A 16,391-nucleotide genomic window follows, 5' to 3' on the forward strand; every position below is an offset into this window, starting at 1 on the left:
CATCGGTGAGATCGCCCGGGGCCGGAATCACCGATCAGTTCCCAAAAGGTGTCTCTATACTATGCCCGTGGTTTCCACCAACTGCTACCGTGACGCATTAAAATCGAACGGAAAGACGAAGAGGGCCGGACAGCCAAATGACCGCACGCATTTTCAAGCCCGCCAAGAACGCAATGCAATCCGGTCGGTCCAAGACCAAGGAATGGCAGCTCGATTACGAGCCTGAGCAGCCGCGCGCCGTCGAGCCGCTGATGGGCTGGACATCGTCCGGCGACATGAAGCAGCAGATCACGCTGCACTTCCACAGCAAGGACGAGGCAATCGCCTATTGCGAGCGCAAGGGCGTCGCCTACCAGGTGATCGAGCCCAAGGAATCGGTGCGCCGGCCGGTCGCCTACGCCGATAATTTTTCGTTCCGGCGCGGCGAGCCCTGGACGCATTGAGGTTGCCCGACGGATAACCTGAGTTTCTCGTCATGCCCGGGCTTGTCCCGCCTTCGCCTCGCCGAAGCGGCTTCGGCCGCGCAGGCGGGACAAGCCCAGCCATGACGATGGTGAGGCACTCCGCTCGTCGGCGATAGTGTCGCATGCGTTGATCCGACCCGCTGATCAGCCGCTGCCCCAGCTTCTGCCCCTTGGCACCCATTTCCCCACGTGCTTCGCTGGCCCGCATGACGGGATCATGACGAGGTGGGGTATGGCCGGGCGTGACCAGCTCGACGGCGTCGATCTGAAGATATTGTCCGAGCTCCAGCAGGACGGGCGGGTCCGCAACAACGAGCTGGCGTTGCGCGTCGGCGTGTCCGCGCCGAACTGTCTACGGCGGTTGAAATCCCTGTTCAGCCGCGGCGTGATCCGGGCGGTCCGTGCGGTCATCGACGAACGGCTGCTCGGCTACGAGGTGGTGTCGTTCGTCTCGATCCAGCTCGGCAGCCAGGCCCAGCCGGTGCTGGAGACCTTCGAGAGCTCCATCGCCGCGATCCCGCGCATCCAGCAGTGCTGGCGAATTTCGGGCGATACCGACTACCTCCTGAAATGCGTGGCGCCGAGTGTCGAGAGCATGCGCCAGCAGCTGCTGCATTTCGCGGCGATGCCGAATGTGAGGAACGTCCGCAGCTTTCCTGTGCTGGGCGTGGCCAAGGATGTACCGCTGCCGCTGCAGGAGGTCGCGACGGCGTCGGCCGGGTAGCGACCGACTGCTCCGCTTCCGCGGATGCAGGATGTCCCGGCTCCTTCAGCGATACCGCCCGCGAAATTCCCGCGGCGAGGTGCCGGTCCAGCTGCGGAAGGCACGGGAAAAGCTCTTTTCGTTGCGGAAGCCGGCGATCTCCGCGATCCGCTTGATCGGGGTGCGGCCGCGCATCAGCTCCTGCTTGGCGAGCTCGAGTTTTGCCTCTTCCTTGAGATCGCGCAACGACGTCGCCTCTTCGCGCAGGCGGCGGTGCATGGTGCGGGTGGAGAGCGCGAGCTCGCTGGCGACATCCTCCGCGCCCAGAATGCGTCCGCGCGCCTCGCGCAGCACGCGCCGGACACGCTCCACCAGCAGGCGATCGCGGCGATAGGGCAGCACGGTCAAGCGCAGCGCGCCCTTGAGCATGTTGTCGAGGTCGGCGGCACTGCGCGTGAGCGGCAGCGAGAGATAGTGCTTGTCAAAGACGATGCAGGCGCCATCCGCGTCGAAGCGAGTGTTCCTGCAAAAGATGGTGGGATAGACCGAGACGTGCTCGGGCTCGGAGTAGGGGAATTCCGCCGCGCGCAGTGCGACCGCGGAATCGATCGCCCAGCAGGAGAAGCCGAGGACATAGCGGAGCAGTGTGACCAGGCAGAACTCGCGGAACGGTCCGAGATCGCGGACCTCGCGAATGGAAATGGTCGCGGTGTCTTTGCCGATCGCAAGCTCGAACAGCACGTCCTCGGTCAGCAGGCGGTGATGCCGGCACCAGCGTTTCAGCGCGACCTCGAGATTGGGGGCGGTGATCGAGGCACGGCACAGCATGCCATAGGTGCCCCAGGGCAGCCTGCGCGAGAACCAGCCGAGCGCCTCGTCATCGAGCTCGCGCATGGCATGGCCGGCCAACGTCTCGAATTGCGCCGCGGTTACCCGCCCCCCGCCGGACTTGATCAGATCAGGCAAGACCTGCCCCTTGGCCAGCGCCTCGGCCGGATCCCGCCCGTAGCGGGCATAGGCTGCGACCACGCCGCGGACGAAGGCGGCAGGGGTCATGGCGCGTCGCGGCGTTGCGGTTGCGGCTTGAAAGGTCATGTGACGTCCTTTGGAAAATCCTCGCCAAAGTTGGCGGAAAATGCAACCTTTTCGACCGCCACGGTGCCCGGCCGGCGCTAGGTTCGGGCGGACAAGAAATTCGCAAGAAATTCGGAGGATTCGCCTTGAACATCCCGAGCATCGATTTCGATCTGGGCGAAGACATCAGCATGCTGCGCGACACCGTGCGCGCCTTCGTCGAGGCGGAGATCGCCCCGCGCGCTGCCGAGATCGAGAAAGCCAATCTGTTCCCGGCCGATCTCTGGAAGCGCCTTGGCGACCTCGGCCTGCTCGGCATGACCGCGCCGGAGCAATATGGCGGCTCCAACATGGGCTATCTGGCCCACGTCGTCGCCATGGAGGAGATCTCGCGGGGCTCGGCTGCGGTCGGCCTGTCCTACGGCGCCCATTCCAACCTCTGCGTCAACCAGATACGCCGCAACGGCAACGACGCGCAGCGGCAGCGCTATCTGCCAAAGCTGATCTCCGGCGACTATGTCGGCGCGCTCGCGATGTCCGAGCCCGGCGCTGGGTCCGACGTCGTCTCGATGAAGCTGCGCGCCGACAAGCGCGGGAACCGCTATGTGCTCAACGGCTCGAAGATGTGGATCACCAATGGCGGCGATGCCGACGTGCTCGTGGTCTACGCCAAGACCGATCCGGAGGCGGGTCCGCGCGGCATGACCGCCTTCCTCATTGAGAAGGGTTTTAAGGGCTTCACCCACGGCCAGCATCTCGACAAGCTCGGCATGCGCGGCTCCAACACCTATCCGCTGTTCTTCGACGACTGCGAAGTGCCGGAAGAAAACGTGCTCGCCGGCGTCGGCGAGGGCGTCAAGGTGCTGATGTCCGGCCTCGACTATGAGCGTGCGGTGCTCTCCGGCGGCCCGCTTGGAATCATGGCGGCGTGCATGGACGCGGTGGTGCCCTACATGCACGAACGCAAGCAGTTCGGTCAGCCGATCGGCGACTTCCAGCTGATGCAGGGCAAGCTCGCCGACATGTATTCGACCTGGCAGGCCACACGCGCCTATGTCTACGCGGTCGGCCGCGCCTGCGACCGCGCCGACCACGCGCGCAGCTTGCGCAAGGATGCTGCGGCTGCGATCCTCTATTCGGCGGAGAAGGCGACGTGGATGGCGGGCGAGGCGATCCAGGCGCTCGGGGGTGTCGGTTATACCAGCGAGTTTCCGGTGGGGCGTCTGTGGCGCGATGCAAAGCTGTACGAGATCGGGGCCGGCACCTCGGAAGTTCGCCGCATGCTGATCGGCCGCGAGCTGATGGCGGAGACCGTCTAGCCTTCACGGAATTGGAATTACCGCGAGACGGTCCACCCTGTCCGCGGCCCCTCACCAGATCACCAGAAACGCGGGACCTCAATGCCGCTCCATTCCAGCATCGATACGTCGTCATCGGACTTTGCACGCAATTCCGAGGCCATGCGGGGGCTCGTCGCGGATCTGCGTGAAAAGCTCAGCCAGGTCGCCGGCGGCGGCGGCGAGGTGGCGCGCAACCGCCACACCGCGCGCGGCAAGATGCTGGCGCGAGAGCGCGTCGATTTGCTGGTCGATCCCGGAACGTCGTTCCTGGAGCTGTCGCCGCTGGCAGCCCATGGCCTGTATGGCGGCGACGTGCATTCGGCCAGCGTCGTCACCGGGGTTGGGCGTATCGCAGGGCGCGAATGCGTTGTTGTCGCCAACGACGCCACCATCAAGGGCGGCACCTACTACCCGATGACCGTGAAGAAGCATCTGCGCGCGCAGGACGTGGCGCGACAGAACAATTTGCCTTGCGTCTACATGGTCGATTCCGGCGGCGCCTTCCTGCCGCTCCAGGACGAGATCTTTCCGGACGAGCGGCACTTTGGCCGCATCTTCTACAATCAGGCTCAGATGTCGTCGCAGGGCATCCCGCAGATCGCGATCGTGATGGGCTCCTGCACCGCCGGCGGCGCTTATGTGCCGGCGATGTCGGACGAGAGCATCATCGTGCGCAACCAGGGCACCATCTTCCTCGGCGGCCCGCCGCTGGTGAAGGCCGCCACCGGCGAGGTGGTGACCGCCGAAGAGCTCGGCGGCGCCGACGTACATTCGCGCCAGTCGGGCGTGACCGACCACTACGCCCAGAACGACGCGCACGCGATCGGCATCGCCCGCCGCATTGTCGGTACGCTGAAGCCATCGATGCGGCCGAATCTCAACATGCATCCGCCGCGCGATCCGCTGTTCGCGGCGGAGGAGATTTACGGCGTGGTGCCCGTCGACGGAAGAAAGCCGTTCGACGTGCGCGACATCATCGCACGCGTGGTCGACGGCTCCGAGTTCGACGAGTTCAAGAAACTCTATGGCACGACGCTGGTCTGCGGCTTCGCCCATATCTGGGGTTTTCCGGTTGGCATCATCGCCAACAACGGCATCCTGTTCAGCGAAAGCTCGCTGAAGGGGGCGCATTTCATCGAGCTGTGCTGTCAGCGCGGCATTCCGCTGGTGTTCTTGCAGAACATCACCGGCTTCATGGTTGGCAAGAAATACGAAGCCGGCGGCATCGCGCGTGACGGCGCCAAGCTCGTCACGGCGGTTGCGACCGCCTCGGTGCCGAAATTCACCGTGGTGATCGGCGGCTCCTATGGCGCCGGAAATTACGGCATGTGCGGGCGCGCCTACAGTCCGCGCTTCCTCTGGATGTGGCCGAACGCGCGCATCTCGGTGATGGGCGGCGAACAGGCCTCCATGGTGCTGAGCCAGGTCCGGCGCGACAATATCGAGGCCAAGGGTGATAGCTGGTCCAGGGAAGAGGAAGACAAGTTTCGTGCACCCATTCGCGCACAATATGAAAGCCAGGGGCACCCGTATTACGCGACCGCGAGGCTGTGGGATGACGGCGTGATCGACCCGGCCGACACGCGGCTCGTGCTCGGCCTTGGCCTCTCGGCGGCGTCGAATGCGCCGATCGAACCGACGAAATTCGGCCTGTTCAGGATGTGATGCGATGGACCGCTCAAAGCTCTACCGGCGTTTTCGCACGCTCCTGATCGCCAATCGCGGCGAGATCGCATGCCGCGTCATCCACACCGCGCGCGCCATGGGCCTGCGCACGGTCGCCGTGTATTCGGAGGCCGACCGCGACGCGATGCATGTCGCGCTCGCCGACGAATCCGTGCTGCTCGGGCCGGCCCGGGCGCGCGACAGCTATCTCAATGTCGAGCGGCTGATCGAAGCCGCACGCAAGACCGGGGCGGAAGCCGTGCATCCCGGCTACGGCTTTCTGTCTGAAAACGCCGAATTTGCGCAGGCGTGTTTCGATGCCGGCCTGGTCTTTGTCGGCCCGACCGCCGCGATGATGACGGCGATGGGCTCGAAATCCGGCTCCAAGGCGCTGATGGAGAAGGCCGGCGTGCCGCTGGTGCCCGGCTATCACGGCGAGGCCCAGGACGAGGCGACGTTGGCGAAGGCTGCCGAGAAGGTCGGCTTCCCCGTGCTGGTGAAGGCGTCCGCCGGTGGTGGCGGCCGCGGCATGCGGATGGTGCGGTCGGAGGCCGAGCTTGGTCCAGCGATCGTCAGCGCCAAGCGCGAGGCCAAGGCCGCGTTCGGCGATGATCGCATGCTGATCGAAAAATATGTTGATAATCCCCGCCACATCGAGGTGCAGGTGATCGGCGACAGCCATGGTAATCTGCTGTCGCTGTTCGAGCGCGAATGCACGTTGCAGCGCCGGCACCAGAAGGTGATCGAGGAGGCGCCATCCCCGACGCTCAACCCGGCACAGCGCGAGGTCGTCTGCGCGGCGGCGCGAAAGGCGGCGGGCGCGGTGAACTATGTCGGGGCCGGCACCATCGAATTCGTCTCTGACGGCAAGGACGTGTTCTTCATCGAGATGAACACCCGCCTTCAGGTCGAGCATCCCGTGACCGAGCTGATCACGGGCATCGATTTGGTCGAATGGCAGCTGCGTGTCGCCTTCGGCGAGGCGCTACCGCTGAAGCAGGACGAGATCCGCCTCAACGGCCACGCCGTCGAGGCGCGCGTTTACGCCGAGAACCCGACCAGGAATTTCATGCCGTCGGTCGGAAAGATCTCGACCTGGCGCTTGCCGGCGGAAGGCGGTGGCTTGCGCATCGACGCCGGTTATCGCGAGGGCGACGCTGTCTCGCCCTACTATGACGCGATGCTCGCCAAGATGATCGCGTGGGCGCCGACCCGGGATGTTGCGATCGAGCGGCTGAACCGCGGCCTTGAGGATTGCGACGTCCGCGGCGTCGTCACCAACATCCCGTTCTTGTCGGCGCTGATCACGCATCCCAAGGTGCGGGCGAATGCGATCGACACCGGTTTCATCGAGCGCGAGCTGACGGCATTGACCTCGGCGGCGCCGGCGCCGGGTGAACTCGAGCTCTGTGCGGCCGTGGCCGCTGTGATCAACGACGAGCGCAAGGCGGCGCAGGCGGACGCCGGTTCGCCCTGGCAGACCTTTGGCTGGATGCCGGTCGGCCGCCGCCAGCGCAGCTTCGCGTTCCGCGTCGGACATGGTGTTAGTCATAGTCATGGGCCTGAGCTGAAGGTCACCTTGAACTATGGCAGCGGACCATCGACGCTCGTGATTGGCGAGCGCGAACTGGCGTTCGCGATTGCACCGCGGGATGGCGGCTTCGATTTGACGCTCGATGGCGTGAAGTCACAGGTCGCCGCCGTCATCGACGGGCACGAGCTTTACTTGCGCACCCGCAACGGCCGCTTCGACCTGCATTGGGTCGACCCGTTCGGCGGCGAGACCGAGGAGCAGGCCGGCGCCGACAAGATCGCGGCGCCACTGCCGGGCACGGTCGTCGCCGTGCTGGCCGAGGAGGGCGCAACGCTCGAAAAGGGTGCGCCGATCCTGACGCTGGAAGTGATGAAGATGGAGCAGACGCTGCGGGCGCCTTATGCCGGCGTGCTGAAGTCGATCAAGTGCAAGGTCGGCGACATCGTCCAGGAGGGCGTCGAACTCGCTGTGGTCGAGCCGGCGGGAGAGTGAGATGGGCGACCAGGTCCGCATCATCGAAATGGGGCCGCGCGACGGCCTCCAGAACGAGAAGACGCCCGTCAGCGTCGAGTCCCGCATCGCCTTTGTCGAGTCGCTCGTTGCGGCCGGCCTCACCACCGTGGAGGTCGGCGCCTTCGTCTCGCCCAAGGCGATCCCGCAGATGGCAGGCTCGGATGCCGTGCTGCGCGGCGTTGCCCGCATCAAGGGCGCCGAATTCCACGTGCTTGTGCCGAACGAGAGGGGCTATGACGCCGCGCGTGCCGCCGGAGCGCAAGTCGTTTCCGTGTTCGCGGCGGCCTCGGAGGGTTTTTCGCGCGCCAACATCAACTGCACGGTCGCGGAGTCCATCGAGCGGTTCAAGGCGGTGATGGCACGTGCCAAGGCCGACGGCGTCAAGGTGCGCGGCTATATCTCCTGCGTGCTGGGCTGTCCGTTCGACGGCGAGATCAAGCCGAAAGCGGTGGCCGATCTCGCCAGGACGCTGTGGGAGCTCGGCTGCTACGAGATTTCGCTCGGCGACACCATCGGTGTCGGCACCCCGACGAAGGCGAGGGACATGCTGCGCGCGGTCGCTGCCAACGTTCCGGCGGCCAGGCTTGCGATGCATTTCCACGACACCTACGGCCAGGCGCTCGCCAATCTCTACGCGGGCCTGGAGGAGGGGGTCTGCGTCATCGACGCTGCCGCAGGCGGGCTCGGCGGTTGCCCCTACGCGCCGGGCGCGACCGGCAACGTTGCGACCGAAGACGTCGTCTACATGCTCGATGGCATGGGGATCGGGACCGGCGTCGATATGGACAAGCTGCTGGCGGCGACCAATGATATGAGCGGCTTGCTGGGCAAGCCGCCTGTGAGCCGCGTGGCCTCGGCGCTGAACGCGAAGAAGAAGCGAGCCGTTTCCTAGTCCGCCGTCATTGCGAGCGCAGGGAATTCGTAGGGTGGGCAAAGGCGCGCTTGCGCCGTGCCCACCATCGCTCCGCGATCGCTAGTTTTGCGGTGGGCACGCTTCGCTTTGCCCACCCTACGGCAGCGGCCCTCGCAACAACGACGGAGAGAGCGTCTACCTGCTCCCGTCCGCGCCCATCACCAGATCCGGCAACGCGGTCGAGATCCCCGGCACGAAGCAAAGCAGCAGCACGGCCGCCATCATCAGCAACACGAACGGCAGCGTGCCCCAGATCACCTCGCTCAAGGGGATATCGGGCGCGACGTTGCGGATGACGAAGATGTTGAGGCCGACCGGCGGGTGGATCAGGCCCATCTCCATCACGATGGTCATGACCACGCCGAACCAGATGATATCGAAATTCGCGGCGCGCAGCGGCGGCAGGATGATCGGTGCCGTCATCAGAATGATCGAGACCGGCGGAAGGAAGAAGCCGAGCACGACCACCATGACGAGCACCGCGAACAACAGGCCCCAGCGCGGCAAATGCATCGCGACGACGGATTCGGCTGCCGATTGCGAGATGTGCAGATAGCTCATCACGTAGGAATACAGCAACGACATGCCGATGATCATCATCAGCATAGTGGATTCCCGGATCGTCGACTTCATGATCGGCGCAAGGTCGCTCGGCCGCCACACGCCGTAGATCATCGCGATCAGCGCCAGTGCCAGCAGCCCGCCGAGGCCGGCGGTCTCCGACGGCGTGGCATAGCCGCCATAAAGCGCGGCCATCACGCCGGTCAGCAGCAACACGAAGGGGAGCACGCGCGGCAGCACGCCGAAGCGCTCGGCCAGGGTATATTCGTCGCGCGCCAGGATCGCTGCCTCAGGCCCGCCTTTCTTGTAGGCCGCTTCGGCCGCCGCATATTCCCGGCGGAAGCGGATCACGGCATAGCCGCCGAACAGCGACACCAGCAGCAGCCCGGGTCCGATGCCAGCGAGAAACAAGCGGCCAAGGGATTTTTCCGCGGCGACCGCGAACAGGATCATGGTGATCGAGGGCGGCAGCAGGATGCCGAGCGTGCCGCCGGCGGCGATGATGCCGGCGGCAAAACCGCCGGAATAGCCGCGCTTGCGCATCTCGGGGATCCCTGCCGAGCCGATCGCCGAGCAGGTTGCGGGCGAGGAGCCCGCCATTGCCGCGAACAGTGCGCAGGCGAATACGTTGGCGACGCCCAAGCCGCCGGGCACTCGATGCAGCCAGGCATGCAGCGCCGAATAGAGATCCTGGCCGGCGCGCGACTTGCCGATCGCCGCGCCCTTGAGGATGAAGAGCGGGATCGACAATAGCGTGATCGAAGCCATTTCCTCGTAGACGTTCTGCGTCACCGTATCCAGCGAAGCTGCGGGCATGTAGATGCCCATGAACACCACCGCAACGGCGCCGAGCGCGAAAGCGATCGGCATGCCCGAGAACATGGCGACCAGTGTCGCAAAGCCGTAGGCGAGGCCGATAGCGAAGACGCTCATGGCCGCCTGGCTCCCGCAAACGGTAGCGCAAGCTGCACCAGAACCTGCACGCAGAGCAGGCTCATGCCGAACGCCATCAGCGAATAGGGAATGGCGAGCGGCGGAGACCACATCGAGTTCGAGACCTGGCCGTCGACGTAAGCCTCATGCGCCAGCGTCCAGGATTTCCAGGCGAAGAACGCGCAGAACAGCAGCGTCACCGCATCGACGAACCAGAGGCGGATCCTGTTCGCCAGCGGCGACAGCAGGCCGACGAAGGCCTCGATACCGATGTGACCGCGGTTCTGCTGCACATAGGCCGCGGACATGAAGGTGGCGCCGACCAGCAGGAACACGGCGGCCTCGTCCTGCCAGTAATTGGCGGCGTGGAACAGCGCGCGGCTGAGCACGCTGTAGCTCAGGATGGCGCAGGCCGCGACCAGCGCGACCGCTGCGAACACCACGATGATGCGGTTGAGGACGGCGAGGCCGCGATCGAGCGCCGCCGCAAGGCCTGCGCCTGCTGCAGCGTTCGCCTGGTCGTCACGATCCGGAAGCGGACCGTGGATCATGCTGCGACGTCGGAAGCAAGCTTGAGCAGGTTCGCCGCAGTCGCGGTCTTGGCGCCGTAATCCTTCCACGCGGTATCGCGGGCGATGTCGCGCCACTTGCCGACGGTTGCAGCGTCGAGCGCGGTGACCTTGGCGCCGGCCTTCTCATAGACCTTGGCGACCTCGACATCGTCGTCCTGCGCGCCCTTGCGGCCAAAGACCTCGAGCTCCTCGCCAACAGCGACCAGGATGTCCTGCTGGTTCTTCGGCAGCTTCTCGAAGATCGCCTTCGACATCATCAGCGGCTCGAGCATGAACCAGTAGGAGGCGCCCGCACCCGAGGTCAGCGACTTCGCGACTTCCTCAAGGCGGAACGAGATCAGGCTGGTGGAGGAGGTGATGCCGGCATCGCAGGCGCCGGTCTGCATCGCCGCATAGATTTCGTTCGACGGCACCGACAGCACCGAGGCGCCCGCCGTCTGCAGCACCATGTCCATCTCGCGCGAGCCGCCGCGCACCTTCATACCCTTGGCGTCTTCCGGCGCGACGATGGGCCTGGAGCGGCTGGCGACGCCGCCGGCCTGCCACACCCAGGAGAGCAGGATGATGCCCTTGTCGGCAAGAAAGTCGGAGAGCGCCTTGCCGACCGGCTGCTTCTTCCAGCGCATGCCCTGGTCGTAGGTGGTGACGAGACCGGGCATCAGGCCGATATTGGTCTCCGGCAATTCGCCGCCGGCGTAGGGCATCGGGTAGAGGCTGATGTCGAGCGCGCCCTTGCGCATGGCGGAGAACTGCGCGTTGGTCTTGATCAGCGAGGAGTTCGGATAGATCTCGGCAGCGATGTCGCCGTTGCTGCGCTTGGCAACTTCAGCCGCGAACATGCGGCAGAGCCGGTCGCGGAAATCACCCTTGTCGATGGTGCCGCCCGGGAATTGGTGCGAGATCTTCAGCGTGGTCGCGGCGTGCGCGGTGCCAATGCCGAAGCGGAGAATGGCGGGTGCCGCGACGGCAGTCGCGATCAAATGACGGCGGGTGAACATGGAGCATCCCCTCGGACGGTTCTTGTTTGACGTGATTTGGGGTCATGAGACCAGCATGGGCGCCCATCCTAGCCGGTCTTCGACCCCGAGTTCTCTCATCTGATAGTTCGAGATGGAATGCCGGGGCAAGCGTTGGCCTTGCTGCGCTGCACTCGCCGGCCTCATCCGTTTCTAATCGTTAACGATGTCTGTCAGGGGAGGATCGGGCAAGCGGCGGACGGTTTGCGAAAAAAACTTCGCGAGGTGGCGTAACAACCGAGGGTACCGATCCGTCGAGATTGTGTAGCGGCATCCGTCGCTGGCAACACCATTCCGAAGGAAGATGAATCATGACCATTCGCACCCGCATCGTGCTCGGCGTCTCGGCTGCCGCTCTCTCGCTTGGCCTCGCGCTTTCGCCGGCCGCCTTTGCTCAGGACAAAATGGGCAAGGACGACGGCATGATGAAGAAGGACACGATGTCCAAGGACGGCATGAAGAAGGACACGATGTCCAAGGACGGCATGAAGAAGGATACCATGTCGAAGGACGGGATGAAGAAGGACGACGGGATGATGAAGAAGAACTGATCTCACGCCGTTATGCCGGGGCGCCTCGACGAGGCGAGCCCGGCGTTTCGCGATGGTCCGTTTGTTCGCCCGTCGTCGCGCCGCGCTGTCGGGCCGGCAAGACCGTCCCGTTCGACAAGACCGCCCGTTGCGACAAGACGGTCCCGTTGTGAGATGTGAACCGAGGCGTGCCTCAGTTCATTTTCAATTGAACGTTACCTTTGAAGTTTACTCTTCAAGTCTACTTTTCAAGTCTACTTGCGCTTGGCCTTGCGGGCGGCGTAGCGGGCGTCGCGCTTGGCCTTTTGTTCGGCCTCGGCGTCAGCTGCCTTGGCGGCCGCTTCTTCCGCTTCACGAGCAATCCGCGCGGCTTCGAGGGCCGCGGCCTCTTCGTCGCGACGCTTCTGCTCGGCCTTTTCCAGCTCGCGCGCAGCCTTCGTCTCTGCCCGCTTGGCCGCGAGAGCCTCGCGTTCGGCACGCTTCGCCGCGACGCTCGGGTCATCCGGCCCTGGCTGCGACTTGAATTTGTTCAAAAGGTTCTTGCGCGCTTCCTGCGCCGCCTTCTGCCGGTCAGAAAAACCTGGTTCCCTAAATCCACTCATCGAACGGCCTTGCCTTCCTCGCTTTCAATCCTACATCACTGCCTGTTGGTACGTCGGCTGGGCATAGCAGGCGCCACGCGACGCAGATGCGTGTACATCCGCGCGCGCCGCAACGCCACCCTTAATCGCAGCCGATCAGGTAGACGAAAAATCGCTGAACCAGCCGATCCCTTCGTAGCCCGGAAAAACTGCCGAATGTGATGTCCCTCATAAGGACACACGTAGGCGGCGCCTAGCGTCCGCCACGATACCAGACGGAGCACGGGCATGACTTTTTTCCGGCTGAGCCTGAAGGCCCTTGCTATCACGGTGGCTGCGGCGGCAATGGCCGTGGGGGTGCTGCTGCTCGCCCGTCCGCAACCGGTCGACAACACCGTTTTGGGGACCGATTGGGAGTGTACCCGCACCGCGTTCGTGCTGACGAGCTGCGCGCCGCGGCTCCAGCAGGGGAATCCGGCGGTCGAAACCTCGCGCAAGGATGCGATCAGGTCCACCAGGGGCTGAGTCGATGTGACGCCACGGCGCGGAGCTGCTAAAACCGGCTCGCGCAGCGACAAGGTCGTCATGTCCAAGCCTCCAGCCCAACCTGAACCCGGCAGGCCCGAACCGGCCGGAAACCTCAAGTCTCAAGAACCCGAGTCCCAAGAACCCAGGTCTCCGGCAAAGCCCAAATCCGGCGACAGCCGCCGCGGCGCTATCGCAGGCTTGATCATTGCCGCCGTGATTCTCGGTGTCGGTCTGTGGCTCGCCCGAGACCTCACTGCCGCCAGCAAGCTGCAGGACTGCGTGATGTCTGGCCGCAGCAATTGCAATGTCATCGAGCCGGCACGCTAGCGGTATTCCCCCGATCGTCCTGACGAAAAATTGCCGTGATCTTAATCGTTTGTAACGGGACATAGCGGACCGGAGAGGTCAGCTATGTCGGCCGGCATCGGCCAGGCGCGCGCCGAATCGTCTACGCGCATGGGCCACGGCCATCGAGCAAGCAGGGGGTAGGCACGAATGAGTGCGTCCAGCCGTATGAAGATCATCATTCCCGTGGTTTCGGCCATGTCGTTGCTGGCGCTCGCCGCGCAAGCGCAGGACGCGGGTCCGCCAAGGGGGCAACCGCCGGGGCAGGGCGCCGGTGCGCCGCCCCAGAACAATCAAAACATCCGCAAGGGCCCAGCGCCGCAGCAGGCGGCGCGACCCGCGCTTCAGCCCGGCAACCAGGGCGGCCAGGCTCGTATGGGGGCCGGTCCACATGGCCCCGGCGGCCCGCCGCCGGGACGCTATATGGCCCGCGGTCCCGCGCCGGCGCGCGACTGGGGCGGACACGCCTACCGCGGCAACCTCGCCTGGGAAGGCGGGCGCTGGCGCCATGAGGTCCACAATGGCCGCCCGGGCTGGTGGTGGGACGTCGGCGGCGTCTGGTATTATTATCCGCAGCGGATGGACGGTCCGCCGGCCTACATTTCCGAAGACTATATCGACGACGTGCCGGTGGCCTACGCGCCGCCGGGACCGCCGGTCGCCTATGAACCGCCACCGCCTCCGCCGCCTGCACCCGATCCCGGCGCAAGTGCGCTCGGTGGGGCCATCATTGGTGGTGTGCTTGGCGGCCTGATTTCCGGCAGAGCCTCGGGAGCCGCGGCAGGCGCCGTGATTGGCGGCGCCACCGGCGCCATCGCCGGCGCTACGGCGGCCTCGCGTCCCGGTTATTATGTCGCCGAGGGCGTTTGCTACTACCGCTACCCGAGCGGCCAGTATGTGCAGGCCGATCCGCGCGCCTGCTACTGAGCGCCCCAGCGGGTTCTGAAAAGATCTGGATCGAATAAGGCGGGCGCGATGCCCGCCTTATTTTTGTCCGGACCTCACAAAGATCCGTGTCTTTGTGGATGAATCCTTGCCGCGAGGCATAACGACTGTCTGGTGCGCGGCCGCGCTACGAAACAAGCCAGCTCATGAATGCCATCGCTCCCCAGATCAGGGCAGCGATCCAGGCCGTCATCACGATGGCGATGGTTGCGAGAAAGGCGAAGCCGTGCAGGTCGGTCTTGCGCGACGATGCCGCTGTGTCAGCCCGTGTTGTGGCTTTAGCTTCGTGTGCCATGAGGGGAATAGCCGTTCCTCAGTCGCGCTCTGCGGAGCGCCGTGCACAAGTTTAGCGGACCTGCCGGGCCGAGGCTGTGAGGCACTTCACAGATGGCCTGCGTGAAACTCGGCCTCACCGGTGTGACGGTCGTTGCGCCAATCTCCTGCTGGGCGCTGCGGTTGGTTTGAGCCGCTTGAAACCGCCAGTGCAACTCTATATTGGATACAATTTTGACGTGTGGAAATCGCTGGCAACACGTCCTCCGCAATCATACGGACAAAATTGCCACGTCCTTGTCCAGATCGGACGGTTAAACTCGGCCCCATGTGTACCAAGTACGATCCGCAGCATGAAGCCGAGGTGGCGATGAAGCGCGCCGCAGCGTCCGAAGGCGCCGACCGGCAAAGACTCATCGAAATCGCGCTCGCATGGCATCAACTCGCCCGCGATCGCCGCGACGACGAGCGGACCGACTGACGGCATCGCAGCCAATGTCGGCTGCCCTTGACTATCGACCAGTCCGGCCTGCCTGCCGGCGAGCGCAAGGATTTAGCCCGCTTCATTCTGAACAGGATCGACCGCAGGATGTTGCACGGAGAGCGGCGGAGATTGCTGATGTCGAATGACGCTCACCGGTTGCGGCCTGTGCTGGCGCGCCGGGACGCATGACGGATCCGCGGCCGAACGGCGCGTCAGTTCGCTTTCATGCGCCCATGCCTCGACAGCGAAGGCTAGCTGACGCTCACCAGCCGTGACATGCGTGATGGAAGCCAGCGTCGCTTCAAGGCGTTTGGCGATCCCGGCGGAGTTCACGTCTACGCTCGCGTCAACCGCCAGGAAGGATATCGCGATCACGGCAACGGCTGATGCGATGCCCATTCTTGTCCAGTCGGATGCCGGCATTCCAAACCTTCGACACGTCGATTGCGTGCCGAACAGGTAGGGCGCTCCCGTCTCCGCAACAGGCCTGCGCACGCGTTCTTGAAGTGCGACAGATTTGCGAAGGGCTGGCGATCCCAGCAGAACTCGAACCTGCAACCCGCGGAGCAGAAATCTTCCGGACACTGAATCTATTCAATGGCTTAGCACCTCGCTGTTGCTCCAGCGTTGCCGCTATCTATCTCAGCTCAACAGTCAGGCCGCCGGTTCAAGCTGCGGGCCTCAATAATAGCGATAATAGCGGCGCCGGGGCCGGCGATCGTAGTCGTCGTCGCCGTAGTACCCCTGTCGGCCCTGCTGAAACTGCGGGGGTACCGTTCCAGTGGGGTAACACTGTCCATCGCGGATATCGATATCGGCGCCGTTGCCACAGGGAACGGGATAGCGGCCATAGCCTCCACCGCCGCGATAATAGTACTGCCGCGCGGCCTGCTCTTGTGGTGGCAAGTAGCCGTTGGGGTAGCACATCCCGTCGCGGGCGCTCACGTCCCAGCCGTTGCCACACGGTGGAGGGGAGCTATCGCCAAATTTTGGTGACGGCCTGAGCCGGTCAGGCGGCGGCGGTTGTGGGCTGGCGGTCGGTCGACTTGGCGATGACCTCGATCCCGTCGTTGAATGTCACACCGAGAACGAGTTTTGACAACTGGTTATGACCGTCGAGGCGGCGCCAGCTTCTCTGCGCGCTCTCGACCAGTTTGAAGACCATCGCGAGCGCGGTCTTGTTGGATAGGCAACCTTTCGATCGGATCGTGCGGTGGCGCACGGTGGCGAAGGTGCTTTCAATGGGATTGGTCGTCCGCAGGTGTTTCCAGTGCTCGGCGGGGAAGTCGTAGAACGCCAGTAGCGTGTCCCGATCCTTGTTCAGGCAGTCGGCCGCCTTGTCGTATTTCAGCGCGTAGCTCTCGATGAAGGCGTCGAACGCCAGCTCGGCGGCGACCTTCGTTTCAGCCATCCAGAT

At 64.5% G+C, this 16,391-nt stretch carries 19 protein-coding genes; 10 read left to right on the forward strand and 9 right to left on the reverse strand.

Annotated elements, in window-relative coordinates; translation table 11 throughout:
* Positions 1 to 137 precede the first annotated feature (137 nt).
* A complete protein-coding gene (locus AC0L2O_RS09295; protein ID WP_369723804.1) occupies positions 138 to 443 on the forward strand; it encodes an ETC complex I subunit in 306 nt (101 codons plus the stop codon).
* Between the two features lie 253 nt (positions 444 to 696).
* Positions 697 to 1,188 (forward strand): Lrp/AsnC family transcriptional regulator, encoded by a 492-nt coding sequence (locus AC0L2O_RS09300; RefSeq protein WP_369723802.1) that lies wholly within the window; start codon positions 697 to 699, stop codon positions 1,186 to 1,188.
* 45 nt (positions 1,189 to 1,233) lie between these two features.
* Here the strand turns inward: AC0L2O_RS09300 and AC0L2O_RS09305 are convergent, their stop codons facing one another.
* A complete protein-coding gene (locus tag AC0L2O_RS09305; RefSeq protein WP_473369504.1) occupies positions 1,234 to 2,262 on the reverse strand; it encodes an AraC family transcriptional regulator in 1,029 nt (342 codons plus the stop codon).
* Positions 2,263 to 2,432: 170 nt separating this feature from the next.
* Between AC0L2O_RS09305 and AC0L2O_RS09310 the strand changes: the two genes are divergently transcribed.
* The 4 genes from AC0L2O_RS09310 to AC0L2O_RS09325 all read left to right on the forward strand — a co-directional run bounded on the left by AC0L2O_RS09310 (position 2,433) and on the right by AC0L2O_RS09325 (position 8,185).
* The gene (locus tag AC0L2O_RS09310; protein WP_473369523.1) at positions 2,433 to 3,560 is read left to right on the forward strand and encodes an isovaleryl-CoA dehydrogenase; all 1,128 of its coding nucleotides are present in this window, start codon (positions 2,433 to 2,435) and stop codon (positions 3,558 to 3,560) included.
* A gap of 81 nt (positions 3,561 to 3,641) precedes the next feature.
* Positions 3,642 to 5,246 (forward strand): carboxyl transferase domain-containing protein, encoded by a 1,605-nt coding sequence (locus AC0L2O_RS09315; protein WP_369723797.1) that lies wholly within the window; start codon positions 3,642 to 3,644, stop codon positions 5,244 to 5,246.
* Positions 5,247 to 5,250: 4 nt separating this feature from the next.
* Positions 5,251 to 7,272 (forward strand): acetyl/propionyl/methylcrotonyl-CoA carboxylase subunit alpha, encoded by a 2,022-nt coding sequence (locus AC0L2O_RS09320; RefSeq protein WP_473369505.1) that lies wholly within the window; start codon positions 5,251 to 5,253, stop codon positions 7,270 to 7,272.
* Between the two features lies 1 nt (position 7,273).
* Positions 7,274 to 8,185, forward strand: coding sequence for a hydroxymethylglutaryl-CoA lyase (locus AC0L2O_RS09325; protein WP_369723796.1), 912 nt, complete (start codon positions 7,274 to 7,276; stop codon positions 8,183 to 8,185).
* 156 nt (positions 8,186 to 8,341) lie between these two features.
* Here AC0L2O_RS09325 and AC0L2O_RS09330 read toward each other — a convergent pair whose 3' ends face one another.
* The 3 genes from AC0L2O_RS09330 to AC0L2O_RS09340 are packed head-to-tail and all read right to left on the reverse strand — an operon-like array spanning position 8,342 to position 11,270.
* A complete protein-coding gene (locus AC0L2O_RS09330) occupies positions 8,342 to 9,700 on the reverse strand; it encodes a TRAP transporter large permease (RefSeq protein WP_473369506.1) in 1,359 nt (452 codons plus the stop codon).
* On the reverse strand, positions 9,697 to 10,251 hold the full coding sequence (locus tag AC0L2O_RS09335; RefSeq protein WP_473369507.1) for a TRAP transporter small permease: 555 nt from the start codon (positions 10,249 to 10,251) through the stop codon (positions 9,697 to 9,699). The genes AC0L2O_RS09330 and AC0L2O_RS09335 overlap by 4 nt, the downstream gene beginning before the upstream one ends.
* Complete coding sequence (locus tag AC0L2O_RS09340; RefSeq protein WP_473369508.1) at positions 10,248 to 11,270, reverse strand: TRAP transporter substrate-binding protein; 1,023 nt, start codon at positions 11,268 to 11,270, stop codon at positions 10,248 to 10,250. The genes AC0L2O_RS09335 and AC0L2O_RS09340 overlap by 4 nt, the downstream gene beginning before the upstream one ends.
* A gap of 329 nt (positions 11,271 to 11,599) precedes the next feature.
* Between AC0L2O_RS09340 and AC0L2O_RS09345 the strand changes: the two genes are divergently transcribed.
* Positions 11,600 to 11,839, forward strand: a complete 240-nt coding sequence (locus AC0L2O_RS09345) for a pentapeptide MXKDX repeat protein (protein ID WP_369723787.1) — start codon at positions 11,600 to 11,602, stop codon at positions 11,837 to 11,839.
* Positions 11,840 to 12,072: 233 nt separating this feature from the next.
* Here AC0L2O_RS09345 and AC0L2O_RS09350 read toward each other — a convergent pair whose 3' ends face one another.
* Positions 12,073 to 12,420 carry a DUF6481 family protein gene (locus tag AC0L2O_RS09350; protein ID WP_409188875.1) on the reverse strand — a complete coding sequence of 116 codons (348 nt, stop codon included), beginning with the start codon at positions 12,418 to 12,420 and terminating at the stop codon, positions 12,073 to 12,075.
* Positions 12,421 to 12,687: 267 nt separating this feature from the next.
* Between AC0L2O_RS09350 and AC0L2O_RS09355 the strand changes: the two genes are divergently transcribed.
* The 3 genes from AC0L2O_RS09355 to AC0L2O_RS09365 all read left to right on the forward strand — a co-directional run bounded on the left by AC0L2O_RS09355 (position 12,688) and on the right by AC0L2O_RS09365 (position 14,199).
* The gene (locus AC0L2O_RS09355; RefSeq protein WP_369723783.1) at positions 12,688 to 12,924 is read left to right on the forward strand and encodes a hypothetical protein; all 237 of its coding nucleotides are present in this window, start codon (positions 12,688 to 12,690) and stop codon (positions 12,922 to 12,924) included.
* A gap of 60 nt (positions 12,925 to 12,984) precedes the next feature.
* The gene (locus AC0L2O_RS09360) at positions 12,985 to 13,254 is read left to right on the forward strand and encodes a hypothetical protein (protein WP_369726761.1); all 270 of its coding nucleotides are present in this window, start codon (positions 12,985 to 12,987) and stop codon (positions 13,252 to 13,254) included.
* Between the two features lie 168 nt (positions 13,255 to 13,422).
* Positions 13,423 to 14,199 carry a hypothetical protein gene (locus AC0L2O_RS09365; RefSeq protein WP_409188874.1) on the forward strand — a complete coding sequence of 259 codons (777 nt, stop codon included), beginning with the start codon at positions 13,423 to 13,425 and terminating at the stop codon, positions 14,197 to 14,199.
* Between the two features lie 145 nt (positions 14,200 to 14,344).
* Here the strand turns inward: AC0L2O_RS09365 and AC0L2O_RS09370 are convergent, their stop codons facing one another.
* The 4 genes from AC0L2O_RS09370 to AC0L2O_RS09385 form a co-directional block, all read right to left on the reverse strand.
* Positions 14,345 to 14,512 (reverse strand): hypothetical protein, encoded by a 168-nt coding sequence (locus AC0L2O_RS09370; RefSeq protein WP_473369509.1) that lies wholly within the window; start codon positions 14,510 to 14,512, stop codon positions 14,345 to 14,347.
* Between the two features lie 531 nt (positions 14,513 to 15,043).
* The gene (locus AC0L2O_RS09375; RefSeq protein ID WP_473369510.1) at positions 15,044 to 15,373 is read right to left on the reverse strand and encodes a hypothetical protein; all 330 of its coding nucleotides are present in this window, start codon (positions 15,371 to 15,373) and stop codon (positions 15,044 to 15,046) included.
* 282 nt (positions 15,374 to 15,655) lie between these two features.
* Positions 15,656 to 15,880, reverse strand: a complete 225-nt coding sequence (locus AC0L2O_RS09380) for a hypothetical protein (RefSeq protein ID WP_473369511.1) — start codon at positions 15,878 to 15,880, stop codon at positions 15,656 to 15,658.
* A gap of 103 nt (positions 15,881 to 15,983) precedes the next feature.
* Positions 15,984 to 16,391: transposase (locus AC0L2O_RS09385; protein WP_473369512.1), on the reverse strand; the 408-nt coding region annotated here is incomplete at its 5' end.

This window comes from Bradyrhizobium sp. Kon10 (genome assembly GCF_055807395.1).